The organism is Pseudoalteromonas sp. L1, assembly GCF_021728095.1.
GTDB lineage: Bacteria > Pseudomonadota > Gammaproteobacteria > Enterobacterales > Alteromonadaceae > Pseudoalteromonas.
Genome location: NZ_JAKKCT010000001.1, coordinates 1,057,129 through 1,082,778, shown reverse-complemented (window position 1 = coordinate 1,082,778; position 25,650 = coordinate 1,057,129). Strand labels below are relative to the sequence as shown.

Sequence of the window (25,650 nt, the reverse complement as noted above, 5' to 3'; positions counted from 1 at the left end):
AAAGCTATATTATGAATAGTTTAAAAACTTTATCTATCTTAGCTGTGGCAATCGGGGTAACGGGTTGCCAAGCTGAGCTTAAAACACCAGAAAAACCACTTAGACCAGTCAATGTTGTTCAATTAGAGCATAAGGAAAACTACAGAAATTTCAGGCTTAGTGGCGTAATACAATCACAAAAGCAGGCTGATTTGTCGTTCCGCGTTGCTGGTAAAGTTGAAAATATACATGTAAATGAAGGCCAGTTTGTCAGAAAAGGTCAAATACTTGCTTCGTTAGATAGCCATGATTTTGAAGTGCAAGTCAGTGAGTTGCAAGCACGCTTAGATGAAGCCGTTGCGAGTAAAGAGCTGGCAGGGCTTGAGCTTTCTCGTATTCGCAATGCCAGTAAAGATGGCGCAATAGCAAGTATAAAGCTAGACCGTGCTGAAACTATGTATAGCCGTGCAATTGCTAATGTAAAATTAGTCACACAAGCCCTGCAAAAAGCAGAAGACTCGCTACGTTATACCAACCTTAAAGCCCCATTTGATGGTGTTGTCGCACAGATTGCTATTGATTCATTTGAACAAACATCACCACAATTTTCTGTTTTAACCCTTCATCAACCAGATTTACTCGAAGCGGTCACTGATGTGCCAGAAGGCGCTATTAATGAAATTGCACTTGGTATGCCTGCACAGATTAATTGGCATGGGCACGATAATTCTTTATCAGCGACCGTGACGGATATAGCAAGCGTGCCACATCAGCTTAAACGCACTTATGAAGTCACTTTTGGAGTTAAAAACGCGAATAACGAGCCGCTTTTTTCCGGCAAGCCTGTGTATGTAGACCTTAATATTGTAGATGAAGAAGGTAAGTTCTGTGTTCCTACGCAAGCACTGGTGCAACAATCAGTAAATAGTTTTGTGTTTAAAGTTGAAGGGAATACCGTTCAAAAGCTACCGGTTGAGATAACAAACCAAAAACAATCGGTTGTGTGCATAGATGGTAAGTTAAAGCGTGGCGATTATATCGTTACTTCAGGCAGTGCATTTGTTGAAGATGGTCAGCAAATAAGTTTTGTTCAAGAGGTGAAGTAAGCTATGAATTTATCTACTTTCGCACTTCGCCAACGCACATTTGTGATTTTTTTCACAATACTTTGCATGATTGCTGGTGTTTACTCTTATTTTGACTTGGGTAAGTTAGAAGATCCCACTTTTACCGTTAAAAGTGCTGTTGTTGTTACTCTTTATCCTGGTGCATCAGCAGAGGAAGTTGAGCAGCTCGTAACGGACAAAGTTGAAACGCGGCTGCAAGAAATGGGGTCACTTTGGAAGCTTCGTTCGTTATCTCGCCCCGGAAGCTCAATGATTTTTGTTGACCTCAAAGAAAGCTATTCTTCTGAAGAGTTACCTCAACAATGGGACTTATTAAGACGAAAAGTTCAAGATGTTAAATTAGAACTACCGATTGAAGCTCAAATATCGGTAGTGCAAGATGAATTTTCTGAAGTTTATGGGATGTTGTTTGCAGTCTATGGTGACGACATTCCAATGCATCAACTAGATGATTATTCGAAAGAATTGCAACGTCGAATTAAAGCTGTTGATGGCATTAAAAAAGTACAATTACATGGTGTGCGTAAACAGGTTGTCAATATTGCTGTAAGCGATACAAAGTTAGCACAAAGTAATATCTCTATGTTGCAGCTTGTTGATCAACTTAATGCTCAAACAAGCCCAGTGAATGGTGGAGACTTTGATATTGGCAAAGAGAATATTCGTGTTGAGCAAACAGGCCAATATCAAAATCTTACTGACATACAAAATTTAATGATCCGTACAGGTATCAATGAGCTTAAAGATAGTTCTGGAGTCGTACGTCTTGGTGATATTGCCACTGTTACTATGGGTTATGAAACACCAATCAATACAGCTAGCCGTTTTAATGGTCAACAGGCAATTACACTGGCTGTTAGCCCAGAAAATGGCATAAATGTCGTTAATATTGGTGATGAGTTAAAATCTGTACTTGCAGACTTTGAATCTGAACTGCCTATTGGTGCAAGTGTTGGCATCATTGCTTACCAGCCTGATGAGGTTACAAAATCAATCAACAACTTTGTCGCTAATTTAATTGAAAGTGTCGTAATTGTGGTTGTTGTGCTGTTTATTTTTATGGGCTGGCGCAGTGCGACAATTGTTGGTGTTAGTCTATTTTTAACTATTTTATTTACATTAGTGTATATGAATATGACTAATGTTGATCTTCAGCGTGTGTCACTTGGTTCATTTATTCTTGCCTTGGGTATGTTAGTTGATAATGCGATTGTAATTGTTGATTTATTTGTCGCTAAGTTAAAGCAAGGTATACAAAGAACAGAAGCCGTTAGAGAGTCCATTTCAGAAATGGCTTGGCCATTATTAGGCGCAACAGTTATTGCGGCGATGGGAACAACGCCAGTGCTGTTTTCACAGACAGACTCTGCCGAGTTTTCTTTATCAATAGTGCAAGTGTTATGTAGCTCATTATTGCTCTCGTGGGTTGTAGCAATGATAGTTACGCCACTACTGTGTTGGGCGTTTATCCGTGTTGATCACAATCCAACAAAACAGAAAGAATCTAAGGTCATGGCAGGGTATCGCAAAGCAGTTAACTGGACTGTCGATAATCCTAAAAAAGCAGTTTTAATGGTCGTTCCTTTGCTTGTTGCAACACTTCTTGCGGCACCAATGCTAAAAGTAAACTTTATGCCAAGCTCAGACCGTGCAATTGTGTTTTTAGATTACTGGCTACCTAATGGTGGTCGAAGTGATGTTGTTTCTGAGGATATGAAAAAAGTTGAACAATGGTTACTCGCACAGCCAGAAGTAAAAAGTATTTCAAGCTACATTGGTGAAAGTGCGCCCCGTTTTTCTGTAACAGTTGAGCCAGAGCCTCTAGATTCAAGCTATGGGCAAATCCTCATAAATACACAGGATTTTGCAGGCATAGCACCATTAGTTGAGAGAGGCGACCAATGGTTAGCTGCTGAGTTTGCACATGCTGAACCGCGCTTTAGAGATCTAAAATTAGCGACGAAGGATAAGTATTCAATTGAAGTTAGATTTGAAGGGCCGAATCCAGAAGTATTAAAGCAACTGTCAAAACAAGCGAAAGACATTATGAGCTCACATCCAAATACCAAGTACGTGCGTGATGATTGGCGTCAAGAAAGTAAGGTTCTTGTTCCAATTATAAATCAAGAAGCGGCAAGGCTTGCGGGTGTAAACCGTACTGATATCGCAAGAGCACTTAACCAAGCTTCTGAAGGCATGCAAATAGGTTCTTTGAGTCAAGGTGATGACTTAATCGCAATTAAGCTAATCAATAGCGATAGTAGTATTGAGCAGCTTGATAATATTCCAGTGAGATCATTACTTTCAAGCCATAGCGTGCCACTTGGGCAAGTTGTCGATGATATACAAATAAAAGGCGAGCAAAGTGTAATTTGGCGTCGAAATCGTCAACCAGCCATTACTGCACAGGCGGGTGTAGTTAATGCAACTCCTGCATCAGTACGTTCTGAATTAGCGCCTCAAATAGAGTCGATGACTTTACCTAAGGGCTACAGCATGCATTGGGGAGGAGAGTATTATGATGAAAAACGCTCGATTGATGATCTTTTAGAGCAGAACCCTAAAGCGACAGTATTAATGCTGCTTATTTTAGTGGCCATGTTCAATGCATACCGTCAGCCACTGATCATTTTTATCACTCTACCACTTGCAAGTATTGGGATTATTTGGAGCTTAATTGCATTAGATAAACCATTTGGCTTCATGAGTATTGTCGGCATGATTTGTCTGTCAGGCATGATTATTAAAAACGGTATTGTACTAATGGATCAAATTGAGCTTGAGCGAAAAAATGGCAAACGTATTGTTAATGCAGTGAAAGATGCAACTCTCAATCGTACTATGGCAATTTCAATGGCTGCGTTGACAACGGCACTTGGCATGATTCCATTATTAACAGACAAGTTATTCGACCAAATGGCCGCCACTATAATTGGAGGGTTGATGGCCGCTTCTGTTTTATCACTGTTTATTATGCCTGCACTATATCGTTTGTTTTATGCGAAAGAAGAGCGATTAGAAAAGCAACTGCAACACGATAAAGTCGAGGAGTATTAAAATGAAAAAGCTAACATTAACAATCATTTCATCCGCATTACTTATTAGTGGCTGCTCTATGACGCCAGATTATGAAAGACCAGACGTGAGCGTTGCTGATGTGTATTTACATGCATCAAATTCGAAAGAGATACAACAGCAATTAACACAGCAAAATTGGTGGCATAAATTTGCTGATGAACAACTTATTGAGCTTGTTGAGGATGTTCAACAGCAGAACATTAATATTAAACAAGCCAGTGAGAGGATTAACGCAGCGAATGCTTATCATCAATCAGTGGCATCGTATAAAGTTCCGACTCTTTCTTTAAGTGCAGGTGTGGTTGATTTACGGTTTAGTGAAAATGAAGCCGTTGCCGGTGGGTTAATTGGTGATATTGCCTTACCAGACAGTTTTGGTGGAGGCTATATCTCCGGTGCCAGTAGAGATAGTAAAGATCATTTTGTCGGTTTAAATGCCAGCTGGGAGCTAGATATATTCGGACGTATAGAGAGTATGTCTGCCGCTGCAAAAATTAGAGCTGAACAAGCTGAGGTTATGAAAACAGCTGTCAATACAGCTGTTACAGCTGATGTTATTAACAACTATTTGCAGTACCGAGGCGCGCAGTCTCGCCTTGTTATTGCCCAGCAAAATGTAGTGCAACAAGAGCAGTCTTTAGCGTTGGTTAGGTCATTATTCGAAAATGGTTATAGCTCTGAGTTAGATATTGCCAATGAAAAAACAATGCTCGCGACGACTAAATCGGCACTCTTGCCACTTAAAACAGCGCAGCAAGTTCACCTGAATCGCATTGCTATTTTGCTTGGTGAGTCTGTGAATCAAACTAAATTGAGATTTACTGATGCACCATTACCACAAATGCAAGGGTTGGTGCCAACAGGGTTACCTTCACAACTACTGACAAGACGTCCCGATATCGCACTGGCGGAGCGAGAAATTGCTGCCAAAAATGAAGAGGTGGGTGCGGCTATCGCCGCTAAATACCCAAGCCTTTTCCTTACTGGTGCGCCAAGCTTTGTAGCGGGTGACTTTGATGATCTTATTAATTCGGATTCAATATCTTGGTCATTAGGGGCTGGAGTAAGTTGGAATATATTTGATGGCGGCCGAGGTGAGGCCATGGTTGATATGCAAAAAGCCAATTTTAAACAGTCAGTTTTAAGCTATCAGCACACTGTTAATGCTGCATTTAATGAAGTTGAAACAACTCTCTACGCGTATGCGAATGCTCAGCAATTCAATACTCAAATTTCAAAAGCTGTAAGTCATGCTGAAATGGCATTGGATAAAGCAAGAGTTTTGTATCGTGCTGGTTTAATTGATCATATTTCAGTTCTAAATGCGCAAAAACAGAACAACCAACTAAAAGATGCAGAAGTGTTAGCTAGATTAAACACTGCAACCACAGTCGTAATGTTACACAAAAGCTTAGGAGGGGATTGGCAGATAAAAAAATAGTTTAAGATATTCCATATGTTGAAACAAAACCCAACAAGAACTGACTCTCCTGTTGGGTTTTTATTTTTTATCGTCCTCTTGGCTCAGTTCTTAAACCAAGCAGCAAGCTCACACACATTAGCAACAGTACTACGGTGAAAGGTAAGCCTGTTGATACAGCGCCAGCTTGTAGTGCCTCTATTGCTTGCGTGCCACCAATCCAAACTAGAGCCGCAGCAATTGCACCTTCAATGGTCGCCCAGAAAATGCGCTGTGGTACAGGTGCATCGACCTTACCGCCTGCAGTAATCGAATCGATAACTAATGAACCTGAATCAGAAGAAGTGATAAAGAACACGAGTACCAGCACAATTGCAATGAATGAAAGCACTTGTGACATAGGTAATGCTTCAAACATTTGGAACATAGCCAGTGGTACATCAGTTAAACCTTTCTCACCTAGTACACCCACTTTATCCATCACTTGTTCAATAGCGATACCACCATAAATTGACATCCAGAAGATAGTCACAACGGTAGGCACAAGTAATACGGCAATTAAGAACTCACGAATTGTACGTCCTTCAGATACGCGCGCAATGAACATACCTACAAACGGTGACCATGAAATCCACCAAGCCCAATAGAATACAGTCCAGCCATGCATCCAAGTTTCATCTTCACGGCCATGCGGGTTACTCAGTGGAATAATGTTTTCAACATAACCCATTACCGTATTAGGAAGGTTGCCAAATGCTGCAGAAAAACCAACAAGTGCAACAAATACAAGTAATACAAAAGCGATAAGCATGTTTACGTTACTAAGCAGTTTTACACCGCCGTCGATACCGCGAACTACAGAAATCACAGCAAGTAACGTCACACCAACAATAACGCCAATTTGTAAGCCAATGCCGCTATCGGTTCCAAATACATGATTAATACCTGCAGCCGCTTGTTGAGCGCCTAAACCAAGAGACGTTGCAAGACCAAATAGCGTGGCAAGTACAGCTAGAATATCAATAAGGTGGCCAGGCCAGCCCCATGCTTTGTCGCCTAAAATAGGGTAAAAAATTGAACGAATAGATAACGGCAAACCTTTGTTATAACAAAAGAATGCGAGTGAAAGCGAAACAACCGCGTAAATTGCCCAAGGGTGTAAACCCCAATGGAACATAGTTGCACCCATTGCTAGTTTAGCGGCTTCTGGGGTGTTAGCTTCAACACCGAGTGGTGTTTCATACCAGCCTGTAAAGTAGGCAACGGGCTCAGCTACGCCCCAAAACATTAAGCCAATACCCATACCAGCAGCAAATAGCATTGCCAGCCATGAAATACGAGAGTGGGTTGGACGCGCTTCTTTACCACCAAGGCGGATATTACCGTATGGTGAAACAATTAATGCTAAGCAAAACAATACGAATAAGTTTGCTGACCACATAAAAAAGCCATCAAAATTATTAATAATGTCATTCTTAATGCCGTTAAGGGTTAATTTAGCGGTTTCTGCGTCAGAAATGAGTGTAGCCACTAAAAATAGCGCAATTAAGCCTGCACTAATACCAAACACAGGGTTATGCACATCAAAACCCCATTTTTGTACATTGTCCTGACCGACAGTGTAATCTGTATTGTCGATACTGTACTTGTCATGATGTTCGCTCATGAATACCTCTTGTTGTAATTTTATTTAGCAGATAGCTAAACGGCCGGTAGGCACACAAATTAGCTATATCAGTATTTTTACGTTCGAAATTTAAAAATAGTTTGAATACTAATCATAATAGTGCCCATGATTAATCTTTAGTGTAGGAGGTCGTACACAAATGTAAATGCTTTTGTCCCTAAATATCCGAATAAATACAGTTTTTTAGCTTGTTTGAATGTAATTTAAACAGTTATGGCGCAGGTAGATAATTATTTGATGACAGTGAAATTTTCGAGGAGCTAATTTGTTACGTTAGTTAAATAGCTGCAAGCGGTGACTTGCAGCATAATATCAAAAGCTTATTTTTTGTACGCGTCGTTGTGAACCCCAGCAGCACGACCAGAAGGGTCAGCATTGTTTTGGAATGACTCATCCCAAGCTAGAGCTTCAGGTGTTGAACATGCAACAGACTTGCCATGGGGAACACATTTAGCTGCAGCATCACCTGGGAAGTGTTCTTCAAAAATACTACGATAGAAATAGGCTTCTTTAGAATCAGGCGTATTAATCGGATATTTATACTTCGCATTAGCAAGATCTTGATCGCTCACTTGCTCATTCACATACTCTTTTAAAGTATCAATCCAGTTATAACCTACGCCATCAGAAAACTGCTCTTTTTGACGCCAAAGCACTTCGTCTGGTAGGTAGCCGTCGAATGCTTCTCGAATAATGTGTTTTTCGATTTTGCCGTCTTTACACATTTTCGCTTCTGGGTTGATACGCATTGCGACATCAACAAACTCCTTGTCTAAGAACGGTACACGTGCTTCAACCCCCCATGCAGCCATTGATTTATTAGCACGTAAGCAGTCAAACATATGAAGCTTTGATACTTTACGATTGAGCTCCTCATGAAACTCTTGTGCATTTGGTGCTTTATGGAAGTATAAATAACCACCGAATAATTCGTCAGCACCTTCACCCGACAACACCATTTTAATACCCATGGCTTTGATTTGGCGTGCCATTAAATACATAGGTGTTGAGGCGCGGATGGTTGTTACGTCATACGTTTCGATGTGGTAAATCACTTCACGCAGTGCATCAATGCCTTCTTGAATAGTAAAGTGAATAGGGTGATGAACCGTGCCAATCATATCAGCTACTTTTTGTGCCGCAGCTAAGTCAGGTGAACCTTCAAGCCCAACCGAAAATGAATGAAGCTTTGGCCACCATGCATCAGACTCGTCGTTATCTTCAACCCGTTTTGCAGCAAAGCGTTGCGTTATAGCAGAAATAACTGATGAATCTAAACCACCAGATAGTAATACACCATAAGGAACATCACACATTAATTGACGTTTAACAGCTGCCTCTAGGCCTTGTTTTACATCACTTGCTTTTGCATCGTTATCTTTTACTGCATCATAGCTTTGCCAATCGCGGGCGTAGTACTTTCGTAATTGACCATCTTTGCTCCATAAGAAGTGCCCAGGAGGGAACTCTTCAATGTGTTTACAAATTGGCGAAAGTGCTTTTAATTCTGAGGCTACATAAAAGTTACCATGCTCATCATGACCCGTATAAAGCGGAATAATACCGATATGGTCACGGCCTATTAAATAGGCATCTTGCTCTTCGTCGTATAAACAAAACGCAAAAATACCATTTAAATCGTCTAAAAATTCAGGACCTTTTTGCTTGTATAAAGCCAATATGACTTCACAGTCTGATTGCGTTTGAAAAGTAAAATCGCTTTCTAGATTTGCAGCTAACTCTTTGTGGTTATAAATTTCACCATTAACAGCAAGTATATTAGTACGTTCAGGGTTATACAGTGGTTGGGCACCACTTGATACACCTACAATAGCAAGGCGTTCATGGACTAAAATCGCTTTATCAGACGAATATACGCCAGACCAATCTGGCCCGCGGTGTCTTAAAAGTTTTGACATCTCAATTGCTTGACCACGCAATTGTGTGGGATCAGATTTAATATCTAATACACCAAAAATTGAACACATAGTGACTCCTCATTCCTATTATGTGTGCAGTTAACATAAATTTAAAACTGCGAACCTTTGTTTTAACAGAAATAATTACCTAAGTCACACAGGTTTTCTAAATATTTAAGAATAAAATATGCACCATAATAGGTGAGCGTTGCACCAAAATGATCAATAACTATTTTGCAATAAGCTCATAGACAATGGATAAATCGGAAATCGCTCTATATCCAAAAGCGAGCAGCTATTTTTTAGTTAATCTTTGCACTGGTTTTGTGCAGTAGACTGGTTAAATAATTTGTGCTGGTGATCTTGTGTATACAAGATCTATAAATTGAGCAGCACAGAGGGGTGCTGCTCACTATTTTACTGTTTATTTTTATATTCTAGAGCAATTTTTAATTGATTTAGATGAGAAGTTAGCTTTTGTTGTGCTTTAGTTGCCTCATTTAAACTGACGAATTCAAAGTGTAAAAAATCCCCCGGTTTTAATTGGGCAAAGTGCCTCAAATCAGCCTCAATAACTGTACCTAGTAATGGATAACCACCGGTTGTTTGAGCATCATTTAAAAGAACAATAGGCTCGCCACTCGGTGGCAACTGGATACTACCAGGCATGACTGCCATAGAAGGTAATGATAAACCATGTTCTAATTTGCATTCATCACTACTTAACCTCGCTCCCATGCGGTTACTACTGGGCGAAATATGCCATGAATGATTAATAAATTTGTAGATGCTTTGCTCTGGCAGTAATTTATTGTGAGGGCCTTCATAAACGCGTATGTGTGTACTTTTTGGTGGAAGCATCGCACCTAAACCAATTTTGGTTTTGTATTGTGGTGTTATGTCTATGCTGTCACCAGGGTTTAAAGCGTTACCATGTAAACCACCAAACTTAGCGGTTAAATCGGTAGAGTAAGAGCCTAATATAGGCGTTGGTAATTGCCAAATACCACCTATAGCAAGGTAGCTTCGAAATCCATGTCGTGCAGCATTAAGTTTTAATACATCGCCTTTTTTTATGTAATAACTCCAGCCTGGTTGAATAGGGTTACCATTGACTGTAGCTTTCATATCCGTGCCGTGTAGGGCAATATAGTAATCATTATCGAATTTAATTTCGGCAAGACCTAACGTGATTTCAAGTACAGGGCAATTATCAGGGTTACCGACTAATCGGTTACAAATAATTTGTGCATATGGGTCGATACAACCTGATTGACCAATACCTAAATGTCTTGAACCTGTGCGTCCTTGATCTTGTATAGACATTTGCATACCCGGTTTAACAACGGTGATCACGATAGCACCTCCTTGATTGTAAACTCGATGGTATCACCTGGCGCAAAAGCGCAAGGAGAGGGAGCATTAATATCAAATAATTTAAAGTCGGTGTGACCTATAATTTGCCAGCCACCTGGCGAAGTTTCTGGGTAGATACCAGTTTGTTCACCACCAATAGCAACTGAGCCTTTAGGAACAGATGTACGAGGATCGCTACGTCTCGGTGTGTATAATTTATTATTTAAACCACTTAGATAGGCAAATCCTGGCTGGAATCCTAAAAATAATACATGGTATGTGCCACTACTATGTAATTGTACTACATCATCCACACTTAGGTTGTGATAGTTTGCAACATGCTTAATATCAGGGCCATGAACTCCACCGTACCGTGTCAATAACTGATGGTGGGTAGAGTTAAATTTTAATGATGAGACTTCAAGCCAGTGTTCATTCAAAGCTGATAACCAATATTGACGTCTTAAAGGATCGTTTAAATATAAAGTCAGATTATTGTTTGCAGGCACCACATCAATAAAATCACCAGATTGTTGGCAGAGTTGTGCTAAAGCCCAGACTTTTTTCTGTGTTTCTAGAATTGTCTGTTCTGAATGACTTACATCAAAATAAATGCAGTGAGTGGTAAGTACAGTAATCGATGGCGAGCTGTATGTAGTCATTGCATCCCAATTTAAAAGTGATTAGTCATAGCAACATAGCATAAAAGCACGAATTTGTTGATGTAAATACAGTTTTTGTATTTTAATCGAGTGTTAATTGCCTACAACCTGGTGTTGTAGGCAATCTTTTTGTTACTGGTTGTTTAGAAGCCAGTTAGATAACAAACGCACACCGTAACCAGTGCCGCCTTCAGCAAGCTCATCTTTTGCTTTGCTGTTAAGCGCATTTCCGGCAATATCAATGTGAACCCAGCGAGTTTCACCCGCAAAGTTTTTCAGGAAGCTAGCTGCTGTTGTTGCACCTGGACCATGTGAACCAATATTTTTTAAGTCTGCGATATCAGACTTTAATGCATCTTCGTAGCCTAGTGGTAAACGCCATACATTTTCGTTTACTTGCTTACCAGCGATCGTTAGTTGCTCTACTAATTGGTCATCCTCAGAGAAAATGGCAGCATAGTCATTACCTACAGCACCAATTTTAGAGCCGGTTAATGTTGCAACGTCAACCATAATACTTGGTTTAAATTTATCACGGGCGTACCACATTGCATCGCTAAGCACTAAACGACCTTCAGCATCGGTGTTTACAATTTCTACGCTTAGACCTTCGGCTGTACGTACTACATCGCCAGGTGCAACGGCAAATTGTGACACCATATTGGCTGCCATGCCCATTACTGCAACGACATTAGTATCAGCTTTTGCTAGTGCCATTGCTTTAACCGTTCCAAGTACCGCTGCTGCACCGGCCATATCTGATTTCATGCGGGCAATTGATGCACCTGTCTTTAGACTATAACCACCAGAGTCAAATGTAATACCTTTACCCACTAAAGCGATCGGTGTATTTTTATTTCCTTGATAATGCGCAACAACTAAACGTGAACCTTGTTCGCTACCACGACCAACTGCTTCTAGTGCACCCATACCAAGTTTTTTGATTTGCTTAGGTTCTAAAATAGAAATTTTGACACCTAACTTTTTAAGTTCTTTTGCAGCTTTTGCAAAATCAGCCGGCGTCATTTCAGTTGCAACTTCACTTGTTAAGTCGCGAGCTAAAAATACGCCTTCTTCTATATGTTGTAGTAAAGTATGGTTTTTGACCGCTTGGTCTATATTTTCTACATCGACTGTATAGCTCACTAAGTGACTATCTTTTTCTTTTTTGTAAACTTCAAAGCGGTGGTCACGTAGATTTGCGCCATGGGCAAACTCTGCAGCATATTTAGCGTTAGTTTCTTGATCAGTGATTGTTGAGAAATCAAGGCTGACGTTTTCTTGTTTTGCTTTATGTAGCTGTGCATGTACATTGCCACCAAGCTTTGCCATTTTTGCTGCATCTAGCTTTGCTTGTTCACCTAAGCCAACTAGAAGAATACGTTGATGCTGACTACCATTTGGAGCAATGATCTCTAATGTCTTACCATATTTAGCTTCAAAGTCTGAAAAATCAATCACTTTGTTGATGTGAGTTTGTGTCTCTGAGGCTAAATGATTGAATTTGGCGATTTGTGTTTCAGTGTCTAAAAACAATACCAAAGTGTTATCTGTTGCTTGAATAGATTGCTTAAAAGTGAACTCTGCTGCATTCACTTGCGTAGCAAGCGTTATACCCAATGCAAGAGCAGATAAGCTATGTGCAATTCTCATTTATATATCCCAATGTTAAAAAAAGCTTTTTTTACCCTATTAACACTAAAGAGTTAAATTTTAAGCGGTGAATAGCCCGTGGGATGCGTTTAAGTTGAAATATTTTATATTTCTCTTAGGTCTATTAAATACACACGCTATGACGAGGTAAATTAGTATGACAATTAAGTCTTTATTGGTGGCATGGTTCACCGTCAGTGCAGTTGCTAGTATCAGTCCCGTTTTGGCCAAAGAAGATCTGCCTAATGCAACTAAGCATATTGAAACTATAGTATTAGGTTCGGGTTGTTTTTGGGGAGCAGAAAAACGCTATGAAGCCCTCAACGGTGTGCTCGATGCGGTATCGGGTTATGCTGATGGCCAAGGCTTTAAGGCGACATATAAAAATATTACACGTAGCTCTCGTCGTTTTGATGAAAACAATTACGCTGAGGTAGTTAAAGTAACTTATAACAGCAACAAATTAACGACAGAAGATCTTTTAAAACATTACTTCGAAAGTCATGATCCCACACAGCTTAACCGGCAGGGCAATGATATTGGCACACAATATCGGTCGACTATTCTGACCAGCAACTCCAATCAGCTTGTTAGTGCAAATCGCCTTAAAGAAGAGTATCAAAAAAAATTATCATCTGCAGGCTTTGGTGAAATTAAAACGGTTATCAAACCGCTTGATAGGTTTTTTAAAGCAGAGGAGTATCACCAAGACTATATAAAGAAAAATCCGAATGGCTACTGTCCTGATCATTCTACAGGGGTTGTATTTAGCCCATTAGAAAAGCCCAAAATAGATAACACTGCCTTACTCGCTAACAAACACATTGTAGTAATAGATGCTAAAGGCTATTGCCCGTATTGCGAAAAATTTAAAAAAGAAGTTGCTAATGCTTACAAGGGCACAATCCCTATGACTTTTCGCCATGCTGATCAACTTGCCGGCTTGGTTATTAACACACCTACTTGGGCAACACCCACACTTTTATTTATCGAAGATGGTAAAGAAGTTTATGGGCGTCAAGGGTATGTGAATAAGGAAGAGTTTTACAAAGCATTGGGCGCATTTAAATTGGGGGACAGTGAGGCTTTTAGAGTGGCATTTCATTCCAGAACAGACAGCCCGTTTTGTAAGGAATATGACATTTTTAAAAATACCCCAGATGGCATTTTTATCGATAAATTAAGTGGTGCACCATTATTTGATACCCGAGATAGGTTTAATTCAGGAACAGGGTGGTTGTCTTTTACTCACCCCGTTAAAAATAGTGTAACGATGCATGAAGATAATAGCTATGGTATGCAGCGCATAGAGCTAAAATCGAAAAGCTCAGGGATTCATTTAGGGCACTTATTTCCGGGGGAAGGTCCAAGAGGACAAGATAGATATTGCATCAATGCAACAGTACTTGAGTTTGTTCCGCGTAGTTAAATGTTATTAGTAAAAATTAGTTGAAACCATAGTTATAGCCTATCCTAAAACTATGGCTGGAGAAACTAGATACTTTTTGTGTTGAAAACCAAACTAATTTATACGTTAATTTTAAAATTGTGCTTATTTTCTAATGGATTAGTGTGTAAGGAATTAAAAGCCATCGTGATAGGTGTAGAGAATATAGAGTATCTACCTTATTACGATGGCAGTGACAGTAAAAAGCCTAACTTCACAGGATTTAGTGAAAAATTGCTTAAACAATTCAGCAGAGAATTTGGTTATAGCGTTAAGTTTTATCCCGCTCCTTTAAATCGTCTTTATAGGGATCTGGTTACTGAAAACTATATTGATTTTAAATATCCTGACAATCCGCAGTGGCAAAAATCGTTTAAAGATACATTTTCAAAATCTAACCCCATTATTTACTCAGAATCTATTTTGGATACAGTTACAGGCATTGCGAGTTTGCAACAAAGTACCACGCTTTCGGACTGTAGTAGGGTAGGTAAAGTTCGAGGCTTTACATCGCAAAGTTATAAATCACATTTTATGAAAAAGCAGATAGACGTTGTGGAGACGGCTGATACCAGTGAATTGATTTCTTTATTACTGTTAAAGCGAATAAATTGTATTTACATATCTAAAGATGTTTTGAACTATAAAATGCGAGAAGAGTTTGAAAACAGAGTGCCCGTGTACTTTCACGATAAACTTGCGGTAGATGTGCAAAGTTTCCATCTTTCAACAGTTAAATATCCTGATGTTATTGAGCAATTTAATTTATATTTATCTACCCACAGTGACCAAGTTAGAGCTTTAAAGCAGCAGTTTGATATTGGCCTTTAATCAGGTCAAAAAAAAGCCCAGTCAGAACACACAAGAACCGGGCTTTCGACAACAATTTGGTTGGGGGAACCTTTACAACTACAGCGCTAAGTTTTGCTTTGCACGGCTTAAGTTGTGGTTTACAAGTTCATTTTTAGAAATTTGTACTGCTTCATAAAAGTCAGAAAGCGCGGCTGTATCGTTTTCAGACATGATGCGTGCAACACCTCGGTTACTAAGTGCAAACGATGTTAACTCGCGGCGTTTGTAACCTGGTACTTTACTTGTACTTAGAAGAGAAATTGCTTGTGTACACAGGCTTTCTGCTTCTGAAAAATTCTTTTTTTTAACGCTTAATGCACAGCGGTTGAAGGCAGTTTCGTATTGGCTGGTTGCATTATCGTTGGTTTGGCCTTGCTCAATAACCATCAATTTATAATCAGCTTGTGCGGCTACTGCCATCGCTGAGCAAGTTAATAAAGAGCTAAGTGCAATAGTGGTTACAAGTGTTTTTAACATGATAGTTTTCCTTTGAATAAGTTGGTGTTTCTTGCCAACGAGTGAACTTTAAAATATTCCTATAAGCTAAACAAACGATTAAATTAAACCTGATAGATGAAGAAATTTAATCTATAGAGTAATTACTCAGAGCTTGGAGTTTTATGAAGGTTGAGCGTATGTAATGTCGATTCTAGTATCTTTAACAACTGAAATAAGTTTGGCTGAGTGCTTATAAATTTTTATGCCTGGCTCATTTATAGAAACGTTATTTGCATCTGTAGACTGTGATTTTTATATGGAGATAGGTTTTGATAAACGAGCTAACTTTTTAACGGTGGCCATTGGTTAGTAACTTTGTTAAAAATAGCTTTTTAAAGATTATGGACAAAGCATTTCAAGGTGACATTTAAATTTCAAAGTTATCTGTATATTTACAAGTTGAAAATGCTTCTGAACCTGAGTAAATATGCTTGTATATTAGAATCGTGGTATTTAGCAAAACAATTAAAATTTTTGTCAAAGAATCATAGACGAGCCTATAGTGAGAACAACAAGGACAGAATTATGAAAACAGGATTTTTATCAATTGGATTTTTATTTATATCAAATGTTGTGTTTGCTGATTGTAAAGTTGCGCTTGAAGAAAGATTAAAAGAAGATTTAAATCTTACATACCAGCAATTTGATCAGACTTACGATGCTGGGTTTAGGTTACTTGAAAAATCAGGTTGTCATGCTGAAGCCGCTATTCTGATTAAACGTTTTATTACCCATAATAATTCAAAAGAAAGCTCATTAACTTGGCATTTAGCTCAAATGGAAGGGCTAGCGGGTAATTATAAACACGCTGTTTTTTACGCAAAAAAAGTATTGGATCCCAATGAAGACTTAAGTAATTCAAAAATGTATTGGAATGACTTTGTTTTAGGGAACATCGCTTTTTGGACTAAAGACGAAGCAAAGCTAAGAAAGCACATAGCGAATATAGAAAAGGGACAAAGTTTTAAGCCTAACCAAATAAACCTGAACTATCTGAATCAGTTACTCAAATATTTTGATTTAAGTTACAAACAGGCACTGACTGAAGCTTAAAGTAAGCTTCGTTAGCTTAATCTCTAAATCGCTAATAGAATTTTGCACTAAGCAAAAAATGATCAGTACATAAACGACAAAACCCAGCCGAAGCTGGGTTTTGAGACAACACAGTTCTGTGAGAACTTATAACGCTAAGTTCTTTTTCGCACGCGTTAAGTTGTGCTCTACTAACTCGTTACCTGAAATTTGTACTGCTTCGTAGAAGTCAGACAGTGCAGCTGTGTCGTTTTCAGACATGATGCGAGCAACACCGCGGTTGCTTAAAGCAAATGACGTTAATTCACGGCGTTTATAAGCAGGTACTTTGCTTGTATTTAGTAAACTGATTGCCTTTGAACAAAGCGTTTCAGCTTCGGTAAAATTCTTTGCTTGAACACTTAACGCACATTGGTTAAATGCTAATTCGTATTGACGGTTAACCTCAGCACTTGCCTGTGTCGATTGGTCAATTACCATTAATTTATAGTCACTTTGATCAGCCATTGCCATAGCTGAACAAGTTAATAAAGAGCTAACTACAACGGGTTTCATAAGTGTACTAAACATAATCTTTTCCTCTGTTATATCGGTATCAAGTGCCGACAATTGAACTTTAGTTGAGTAGAAAAAATTCAACAAACGATAAAAAAACACTCAATAGATGAAGAAAATTAACTTATAGACTTTAGTCTAATGTAATAATTTAAGACTAAGCGCTGTATGCATTAGTTTATAAGGGTTATGCTTAAATTGTCGTAAATTAAAAGTATAGAGTTTTAAATAGCTGAACAATAATTTGATGATTTAAAAAGCCTAACTGTCCCCACTTTAAGTTGAGGGCTTATTGATGGATTGAAAATGGACTTACTAACCCTTGTACTGGTAGTTGCTATTGGTTTAATCGGCTTTTATATATAACTAAGACGCTCATTACTGATGGTAAGGTGGGCTAAAACGAGTTAAAGCTTAGTTGATTGTTATTTAAGATATTAAAGATTTAGATAACCCTCAGGTTTCTCTGAGGGTCATAATGACTACTTAAGGTGCTTAAAAGTATCAATCATCCATTTTATAAATAGTTCTAGTTGTGCATTGGTTTCACTTGGTTCGTGTTGCACTAAGTAATATTTATCCTTGGTTTTTAATGGCATATTAGTGAAATTAAATAACCATTGCTCATCAAACCAAGTCTGACTGATAGGTAAGGGGATTAGGGCAATACCCATGCCCTGTTGCGCAGCACGTGCCACACCAAACATACTATCAACCTGAATAATTTGCTTTGGTGCAAAGTCATCAATACCAGCATGCTCTGCCCATTGGTGCCAAGCCCAGGGACGCGCCTTATGAAGTATTAGAGGAACTTCATTTAATGCCTGAAAAGGGTTTTCTTGCCATGCTTGCCAGTTTTCTTTATTGCAAGCTGGCGTATACGATAGCGAAAACAACTCATGTACAACCCCTTCGTGCGGTTTAGACGAAGACAATACAATCGATAAGTCGCTTTGCTTAGTTAGCTCTTTACGCGTTTTTAAGGTATTTAACTGTAAGTTTGTATTTGGGTGATCGCTAGTCCATTCGCTCAGTTTTGGCATTAACAGCTCACTGGCGAAAAACTCAGGTAGCGTAATACTGATCGTTACGTTCTCTTGTAACTGACTAAACTCGTTAATGGTTTTTTCTAGCGCTTTAATAAGCGGTGATACAGAGTCATAAAAATTTTTCCCCGCAGCTGTTAAGCGGATAGAGCGGGTTTGACGTTCAAACAGTTCAATACCCAATTGTTCTTCTAATTGTTTGATCTGATGGCTTACGGCTGAAGGCGTAAGGTAGAGTTGGTTTGCAGCATCTTTAAAGCTAAGGGTGCGTGCAGCAAAACAAAATGAGCGTAAGCCACGAATAGGTGTTTGCATAGTTAATTTCAGTAAGTCTCAATAGCGCTTGTTAGTTAATTAACTGCTAAGCAATTATTATCCCAAAATGTAAAAAGTAAGAGAGTAAAAGTTGAATATAGCTAATATTTGCACAAATGCATAAAAAAGACTCTTTAATTGATTGTTTAATCTACTTTTATTGCATTTAAAAGATTTTAGCAGTTTTCTGAAACAGGTAACACCCTATACTTCAAAGACTTTCACTTCACAAAGTTAGGGCATTTTATACTATTTATGTGACAAATTGGTGCAACTTAGAGTAAATCAATAGATAAAAAAAATCCCTCTTGCGAGGGATTTTGGGTAACTCAGCGCCATTGGCACTGGGAATGAGGTCGGTACATGGGATGTGAGTGGCTTAAAAAGCCATCTCTGGAACATCACCTTCAACAAGCAATTTGCCTGCCGTTTTGCTAATAATTTCGTCTACCGACACGCCTGGAGCGCGTTCGATTAGATGAAATGCGCCGTCTTTAACTTCTAGTACGGCTAAATCAGTTACGATTTTCTTTACACAGTTAACCCCAGTTAGCGGTAAAGTGCAACTTTCTAATAACTTAGAGTCGCCATGCTTGCTTGCATGAGTCATCGTAACAATAATATTCTTTGCGCCAGCAACGAGGTCCATCGCGCCACCCATGCCTTTAATTAGCTTCTTTGGGATCATCCACGATGCGATGTTACCGTTCTGGTCAACTTCAAATGCACCTAATACTGTTAAGTCTACATGACCACCCCGTATCATGGCAAAACTATCTGCACTATTAAATATTGCTGCACCTGTGGCTGCTGTCACGGTTTCTTTACCCGCGTTGATCATATCTGCATCAACTTGGTCTTTGGTTGGGTACGCACCCATACCTAATAAACCATTTTCAGACTGCAACATAACTTCGATACCGTCAGGTACATAGTTAGCAACCAGAGTAGGGATACCAATACCTAGGTTTACGTAATAGCCATCTTGTAGTTCTTGTGCAACACGCATTGCAACTTGTTCACGTGATAATGCCATTTTATTGCTCCTTAATCGCGAGTTGTTACACGTTCAATGCGTTTTTCAAAGTCACCTTTGATCACGCGATTAACATAAATACCTGGGGTATGAATTTGGCTTGGCTCAAGTTCACCTGGTTCAACAATCTCTTCAACTTCAGCAACGGTAATTTTACCTGCTGTCGCGGCCATCGGGTTGAAGTTCATTGCTGTGTGGCGAAATACAAGGTTACCGTAGCGGTCGGCTTTCCATGCTTTAACAATGGCAAACTCACCTGTAATTGACTCTTCTAAGATATACGGGCGACCATCAAATTCTTTGACTTCTTTACCTTCGGCAACAGGAGTCCCGTAACCTGTTGCTGTATAAAACGCAGGAATACCCGCACCACCAGCGCGCATCTTCTCAGCGAGTGTCCCTTGTGGTGTTAAAACAACATCAATTTCGCCATCGAGTAGTTGTTTTTCGAAAAGCGCATTTTCACCCACATAAGACGCGATGATTTTTTTAATTTGCTTATCGTGAAGTAAAACCCCTAAACCAAAATCATCTACACCGCAGTTGTTTGAGACAACGGTTAGATTTTTAGTCTGTTTACGCTTAATTTCACTGATAAGTCCCTCAGGAATACCACACAAGCCAAAGCCACCAGCGATAATAGTATCGCCATCTTTTAAACCTTCCATTGCAGCTTCATAACTTGAAACCACTTTATCGAAACCGGCCATGAGCCTACTCCTTAATTATTCTGAGTGTTCTTTAGAGCAAGTGATACCTTGCTGACAGGTTGTTTATTTAGTGCACTGCAAATAGCCCAACCAGCTTTCGCCAGTCTTTCTAAATCAATTCCATGCTCTATGCCAAGCCCTTGTAGTAAGTAAACTACATCTTCAGTGGCAACATTTCCTGACGCACCTTTGGCATAAGGGCAGCCACCAAGGCCTGCAACAGCACTGTCAACCGTTGCTATACCGCGGCTTAGGGCGGTGTAAATATTTGTGAGCGCTTGCCCGTAGGTGTCGTGAAAATGTACAGCGAGTTTAGATTTATCAATATGTTGCAAGAGTAAATCTAATAACTCATCGACTTTTCTCGCTGTACCTACACCAATGGTGTCACCTAGGCTAATTTCGTAACAACCGAGCTCAAGTAATCGCTTTGAGACGTTTAATACATCATTGTAGTCGACATCACCTTGATATGGGCAACCCATAACGCAGCTAACATAACCTCTAACACGAATGTTATTCGCTTTGGCAAAAGCCATAACATCTTTAAAGCGATCAATACTTTCATCAATAGAGCAGTTAATGTTCTTTTGACAAAACGCTTCACTTGCTGCTGTAAAGATAGCAAATTCTTGTATGCCGACTTGTTTTGCCGCCTCTGCACCCCGTAAATTCGGGGTGAGGGCGCTTAAGTTAACATTAGGCAAATTTAACGCGCTAATTACATCGCTAGAATCAGCCATTTGTGGCACCCATTTAGGTGACACAAAGGCGCCTCCTTCTATATCTTTAAGCCCAGCATCTGCAAGGGCGTTGATAAGCGCGACTTTATCTTGAGTGCTAACGGCAGCTTCATTTTGCAAGCCGTCTCTGGCGCCAACTTCTACAATGCGAACAAAATCAGGAAACTGTGCCATTACGCCTCCGGCTCTTCTACAATGGCTAGCATATCACCGTGGCTCACCAGTTCACCTTCAGCAAAGCAATAGCTAGTTAATACACCATCATGCGGGGCATTAAGGGTGTATTCCATTTTCATCGCTTCAATGATGACAACAGCGTCACCTTTAGCGACAGTACTACCCACTTCAACTAAATGTTTAACAACAGTACCATTGAGTGGTGCAGCGAGTGGCAATGCATCACTTTCGTGTTCACTAATATAGTGTTTATCAATCAGTTCTAGCACCGTTTGCTGTGCTTTGTACATCACTGTGATGTGAGAGTCTGTTTGATTAATATGAGCCACAACTTTTTCGCCATTAACGACTAGGTTTGCAAGGCCATTTTCAACCTTGCCCGAGGTTGTATAGTCAACTCCATCTAGGCTGATTTTAAAGCCTTCTGAGGTCTTAATAGCATGAACGTTTAAATCCACAAACGGAATTGTTGTTTTAGCGTCACTGTTTAGCATAAAGCCTGTTAATTGTTGCCATGGGCTGCTGCTTTCACCTTTTAGTTGATTTGCATACGTATAGGCTGCCACAACGGTCGCAATAACAGACTGTTGCTCGTTTTTAGCAACAAGGCGATCACCTTGGTCTTCAATAAAGTGCGTATCGGGTGCACCTGCTTGAAAAATAGGGTGGTTAGCAAGGTTATGTAAGAAATTAACGTTACAGCTAAAACCAGCTAAGTGAAATTGCTCTAGTGCTTTTGATAAACGCCCAAGTGCTGCCTCACGGTTATCGTCATGCACAATTAATTTAGCAATCATAGGGTCGTAGAACGGGCTAATTTCATCACCCGCTGCAATCCCTGTATCTATACGTACAAATTCAGATTCGTTCGGTGTGAATAGGGCGTCAATGTGGCCAGAACACGGAATAAAGTCATTACTTGGATCTTCTGCATAAATACGCGCTTCAAAGCTGTGACCTTGTAGCTGAATATCTGCTTGGCTAAGTGGTAATGCTTCACCTGCCGCAATGTTGATTTGCCAATTCACCAAATCAACACCGGTTACCATTTCTGTTACTGGGTGCTCTACTTGTAAACGGGTGTTCATTTCCATGAAGAAGAATTCATCACCGCATAATAAAAACTCAACCGTACCTGCACCGCGATAGTTAATCGCTTGGGCACAACGTACTGCTGCTTCACCCATTTCTTTACGAAGTTCATCAGATAAACCCGGAGCAGGGGCTTCTTCAATTACTTTTTGGTGACGACGCTGTAATGAGCAGTCACGGTCGCCTAAGTACACACAGTTACCATGACTATCGGCAAAAACTTGTACTTCAACATGGCGAGGTTTGGTGACATAGCGCTCTAACAGTACTAAATCGTTACCAAAGCCGGCTTTTGCTTCACGTTTTGCACCTTCAAGAGCACTGATAAAGTCTTTTGCGTGTTCTACAACTCGCATCCCTTTACCACCGCCACCAAAGGCCGCTTTAATCAGTACCGGGTAACCAATTTTTTCAGCTTCAGATTGTAAGAACTCAGTATCTTGCTTATCACCATAGTAACCTGGCACTAAAGGTACATTTGCTTGGTGCATAATTTCTTTAGCGCGGGTTTTTGAACCCATGGCTTCAATGCTGGATGCTGGCGGGCCAATAAAGGCGATATCATTTTTCTCACACGCGAGCGCAAAGTCACAGTTCTCAGATAAAAAACCATAACCTGGGTGAATACAATCAACACCTGCTTGTTTTGCAACATCGATGATTTTGTCTGCCACTAAGTACGAATCTTTACTTGGCGCAGGACCAATGTGATACGCCTCATCAGCAAGCTTTACGTGCTGAGCATGTTTATCAGCATCTGAGTACACTGCAACCGTTGTTAAGCCCATTTGCTTTGCTGTACGCATAACTCGGCAGGCAATTTCACCACGGTTGGCAACGAGAATTTTTTTCAATGATTTTGTTGTCATAATGGTTCCTATTTCTGCCAGTTAGGGGCACGTTTTTCAAAAAAAGCAGTTAGGCCTTCTTGGCCTTCTTCAGATACACGAATGCGAGCAATGCGCTCAGCGGTTAACTCAATCAGTGCATCATCTATTACGTTGCCAGCGACATCATTGATTAGCTGCTTCGCTCCTTTAACAGCAATAGGGCCATTGTTGACAAGGTTTTGTAAGTGTTTGTCGAGCGCTGTTTGTAAATCGCCGGTGATCTGGTGAATTAAACCCAGTTGCTTGGCTGTATGCGCGTCAAAAATCTCAGCCGTTAAAAAATAACGACGTGCAGCGCGTTCACCAATAGCTTTAATGACATAAGGGCTGATAACCGCAGGAATAAGACCCAACTTTACTTCACTTAAGCAAAATTGCGCATCGTCTTGGCAAATCGCGATATCACAACAGGCAATCAAGCCTAACGCACCGCCAAATGCAGCACCTTGTACGGCACAAATTGTAGGGTGAGGGCTTGTAGCAAGGACTTTCATAAGCTTTGCCAGCTGCATTGAATCCGCTAAGTTTTCAGCAAAGTCATTGCCAGCCATCGACTTCATCCAATTTAAATCAGCCCCTGCAGAGAAGTGCTTACCATCGGTTTTTAAAACCAGTGCGCGCACATCGCAACTGTTTGCGTGTTCAATTAAACGGATCAGCTCACTGATGACTTCTTCGTTAAATGCATTGTGTTTTTCAGGGCGACTTAGTACCAGCACAGCCACATTTGATTTTGTTATTTCGAGTGTTACTGACATAAGGCCTCCATTACATTCTAAATACGCCGAACTGCGAATCGCGCTCTGGTGCATTTTTAGCTGCACTTAAGGCAAGCCCCAATACATTGCGGGTATCAGCAGGATCGATAATGCCATCATCCCAAAGGCGGGCACTGGCGTAATATGGATGACCTTGTTTTTCGTATTGCTCGATAATTGGCTTTTTAAACTCACGGACTTGCTCATCAGTCATGCTTTCGCCTTTACGGGCTAAACCGTCTTGTTTTACTTGAGCAAGAACGCCAGCTGCTTGTTCACCACCCATTACCGAGATACGGGCGTTTGGCCACATCCACATCATGGTTGGTTCGAATGCACGGCCACACATACCGTAGTTACCTGCACCATACGAGCCACCAATTAACACGGTGAATTTTGGTACATCAGCACATGACACAGCGGTTACCATTTTCGCCCCATGTTTGGCGATACCTTCGGCTTCGTACTTTTTACCAACCATAAAGCCAGTAATGTTTTGTAAAAACACCAAAGGAATTTTGCGTTGTGCACATAGTTGTATAAAGTGCGCGCCTTTTTGCGCTGATTCACTGAATAAAATGCCGTTGTTGGCAACAATACCGACAGGGTGACCAAATATTTTTGCAAAGCCGGTTACTAGTGTTTCGCCAAAGTAGCGTTTAAATTCATCAAACGATGAATCATCAACAACACGGGCAATTACTTCGCGTACATCAAATGGCTTTTTGAGGTCGGTACCCACAATGCCGTAAATTTCGTTAATGTCGTAACGCGGCGGTTTTACATCATCAAGTAACGGTGCAGTAGGGCGCTGATAGTTAATTCGTTCAATACATTGGCGCGCGATAGAAAGTGCATGGGCATCGTTTTCAGCATAGTGGTCGGCAACACCAGATGTTTTACAGTGAACATCAGCACCACCGAGCTCTTCAGCACTCACTTCTTCACCCGTAGCTGCTTTAACCAGTGGCGGGCCTGCTAAGAAAATTGTGCCTTGCTCTTTTACGATAATACTTTCATCAGCCATCGCTGGTACATAAGCACCACCTGCAGTACATAAACCCATTACGACCGCAATTTGTGGAATGCCTTTACCAGACATACGAGCCTGATTATAGAAAATTCGGCCAAAGTGTAATTTATCTGGAAATACATCATCTTGTTCAGGCAGGTTTGCACCGCCTGAATCAACTAAATAAATACACGGTAAATGACAACGCTCTGCGATATCTTGGGCACGCAGGTGTTTTTTAACTGTTAGTGGAAAGTATGTGCCGCCTTTTACGGTTGCATCATTGGCGATGATCATACATTCAACGCCTTTCACACGACCAATCCCAGCCACAACACCGGCACAAGGAATAGCTTGTTCATATACGCCAAAGGCAGCAAATTGTGAAATCTCTAAAAATGGCGAGCCTTCATCAAGTAGCGTTTCAATACGGTCACGAACAAACAACTTACCACGGCCTTGGTGGCGCTCAATTAGGGCAGGGCCACCGCCTAAACGGATATCCGCTACTTTTTCACGTAAATCACTTACGAGAGCGGCCATGTTTTCGTGATTTTGCAAAAATTGCGGATCGTGTGGATTTACACTCGATTTTAAAATCGTCAT

General features: G+C 40.3%; 20 protein-coding genes. 6 read left to right on the top strand and 14 right to left on the bottom strand.

All coding sequences use genetic code 11. From position 1 onward, the window contains the following. Positions 1-11 precede the first annotated feature (11 nt). The 3 genes from L3V38_RS05075 to L3V38_RS05065 are packed head-to-tail and all read left to right on the top strand — an operon-like array spanning position 12 to position 5,625. A complete protein-coding gene (locus L3V38_RS05075) occupies positions 12-1,085 on the top strand; it encodes an efflux RND transporter periplasmic adaptor subunit (RefSeq protein ID WP_237118596.1) in 1,074 nt (357 codons plus the stop codon). Between the two features lie 3 nt (positions 1,086-1,088). Then, positions 1,089-4,163 carry an efflux RND transporter permease subunit gene (locus L3V38_RS05070; protein ID WP_237118595.1) on the top strand — a complete coding sequence of 1,025 codons (3,075 nt, stop codon included), beginning with the start codon at positions 1,089-1,091 and terminating at the stop codon, positions 4,161-4,163. Between the two features lies 1 nt (position 4,164). Beyond that, positions 4,165-5,625 carry an efflux transporter outer membrane subunit gene (locus L3V38_RS05065; RefSeq protein WP_237118594.1) on the top strand — a complete coding sequence of 487 codons (1,461 nt, stop codon included), beginning with the start codon at positions 4,165-4,167 and terminating at the stop codon, positions 5,623-5,625. Between the two features lie 67 nt (positions 5,626-5,692). Here L3V38_RS05065 and L3V38_RS05060 read toward each other — a convergent pair whose 3' ends face one another. The 5 genes from L3V38_RS05060 to L3V38_RS05040 form a co-directional block, all read right to left on the bottom strand. Continuing rightward, entirely contained in the window at positions 5,693-7,270 is a 1,578-nt protein-coding gene (locus L3V38_RS05060) for a BCCT family transporter (RefSeq protein ID WP_237118593.1), read from the bottom strand. 341 nt (positions 7,271-7,611) lie between these two features. After that, positions 7,612-9,279, bottom strand: coding sequence for an asparagine synthase B (gene asnB, locus L3V38_RS05055; protein WP_237118592.1), 1,668 nt, complete (start codon positions 9,277-9,279; stop codon positions 7,612-7,614). 348 nt (positions 9,280-9,627) lie between these two features. Continuing rightward, positions 9,628-10,566, bottom strand: a complete 939-nt coding sequence (locus L3V38_RS05050; RefSeq protein ID WP_237118591.1) for a biotin-dependent carboxyltransferase family protein — start codon at positions 10,564-10,566, stop codon at positions 9,628-9,630. Continuing rightward, positions 10,563-11,228, bottom strand: a complete 666-nt coding sequence (gene pxpB, locus L3V38_RS05045; RefSeq protein WP_237118590.1) for a 5-oxoprolinase subunit PxpB — start codon at positions 11,226-11,228, stop codon at positions 10,563-10,565. Before pxpB ends, L3V38_RS05050 begins: the two co-directional genes overlap by 4 nt. A gap of 132 nt (positions 11,229-11,360) precedes the next feature. Beyond that, positions 11,361-12,881 (bottom strand): leucyl aminopeptidase, encoded by a 1,521-nt coding sequence (locus L3V38_RS05040; RefSeq protein WP_130149832.1) that lies wholly within the window; start codon positions 12,879-12,881, stop codon positions 11,361-11,363. 157 nt (positions 12,882-13,038) lie between these two features. Here L3V38_RS05040 and msrA point away from each other — a divergent pair, with 157 nt between their 5' ends. After that, positions 13,039-14,310 carry a peptide-methionine (S)-S-oxide reductase MsrA gene (gene msrA / locus L3V38_RS05035; protein ID WP_237118589.1) on the top strand — a complete coding sequence of 424 codons (1,272 nt, stop codon included), beginning with the start codon at positions 13,039-13,041 and terminating at the stop codon, positions 14,308-14,310. Between the two features lie 165 nt (positions 14,311-14,475). Then, positions 14,476-15,159, top strand: a complete 684-nt coding sequence (locus L3V38_RS05030) for an amino acid ABC transporter substrate-binding protein (RefSeq protein ID WP_237118588.1) — start codon at positions 14,476-14,478, stop codon at positions 15,157-15,159. 78 nt (positions 15,160-15,237) lie between these two features. Here L3V38_RS05030 and L3V38_RS05025 read toward each other — a convergent pair whose 3' ends face one another. Further along, positions 15,238-15,657, bottom strand: a complete 420-nt coding sequence (locus L3V38_RS05025) for a hypothetical protein (protein WP_237118587.1) — start codon at positions 15,655-15,657, stop codon at positions 15,238-15,240. A 546-nt stretch (positions 15,658-16,203) separates the two neighbouring features. Between L3V38_RS05025 and L3V38_RS05020 the strand changes: the two genes are divergently transcribed. Next, entirely contained in the window at positions 16,204-16,731 is a 528-nt protein-coding gene (locus L3V38_RS05020; protein ID WP_237118586.1) for a hypothetical protein, read from the top strand. Between the two features lie 126 nt (positions 16,732-16,857). Here L3V38_RS05020 and L3V38_RS05015 read toward each other — a convergent pair whose 3' ends face one another. The 8 genes from L3V38_RS05015 to L3V38_RS04980 all read right to left on the bottom strand — a co-directional run bounded on the left by L3V38_RS05015 (position 16,858) and on the right by L3V38_RS04980 (position 25,650). Continuing rightward, the gene (locus L3V38_RS05015) at positions 16,858-17,280 is read right to left on the bottom strand and encodes a hypothetical protein (protein ID WP_237118585.1); all 423 of its coding nucleotides are present in this window, start codon (positions 17,278-17,280) and stop codon (positions 16,858-16,860) included. A gap of 467 nt (positions 17,281-17,747) precedes the next feature. Continuing rightward, entirely contained in the window at positions 17,748-18,626 is an 879-nt protein-coding gene (locus tag L3V38_RS05010) for a LysR family transcriptional regulator (RefSeq protein ID WP_130149838.1), read from the bottom strand. Between the two features lie 379 nt (positions 18,627-19,005). Then, positions 19,006-19,662, bottom strand: coding sequence for a 3-oxoacid CoA-transferase subunit B (locus L3V38_RS05005; RefSeq protein WP_054561524.1), 657 nt, complete (start codon positions 19,660-19,662; stop codon positions 19,006-19,008). 11 nt (positions 19,663-19,673) lie between these two features. Then, positions 19,674-20,372, bottom strand: coding sequence for a CoA transferase subunit A (locus L3V38_RS05000; protein WP_054553797.1), 699 nt, complete (start codon positions 20,370-20,372; stop codon positions 19,674-19,676). Between the two features lie 11 nt (positions 20,373-20,383). Continuing rightward, positions 20,384-21,289 (bottom strand): hydroxymethylglutaryl-CoA lyase, encoded by a 906-nt coding sequence (locus L3V38_RS04995; protein WP_237118584.1) that lies wholly within the window; start codon positions 21,287-21,289, stop codon positions 20,384-20,386. Continuing rightward, positions 21,289-23,253, bottom strand: coding sequence for an acetyl/propionyl/methylcrotonyl-CoA carboxylase subunit alpha (locus tag L3V38_RS04990; protein WP_237118583.1), 1,965 nt, complete (start codon positions 23,251-23,253; stop codon positions 21,289-21,291). The genes L3V38_RS04995 and L3V38_RS04990 overlap by 1 nt, the downstream gene beginning before the upstream one ends. A gap of 8 nt (positions 23,254-23,261) precedes the next feature. Next, entirely contained in the window at positions 23,262-24,032 is a 771-nt protein-coding gene (locus L3V38_RS04985; RefSeq protein ID WP_237118582.1) for an enoyl-CoA hydratase/isomerase family protein, read from the bottom strand. Positions 24,033-24,042: 10 nt separating this feature from the next. After that, positions 24,043-25,650, bottom strand: coding sequence for a carboxyl transferase domain-containing protein (locus L3V38_RS04980; RefSeq protein ID WP_237118581.1), 1,608 nt, complete (start codon positions 25,648-25,650; stop codon positions 24,043-24,045).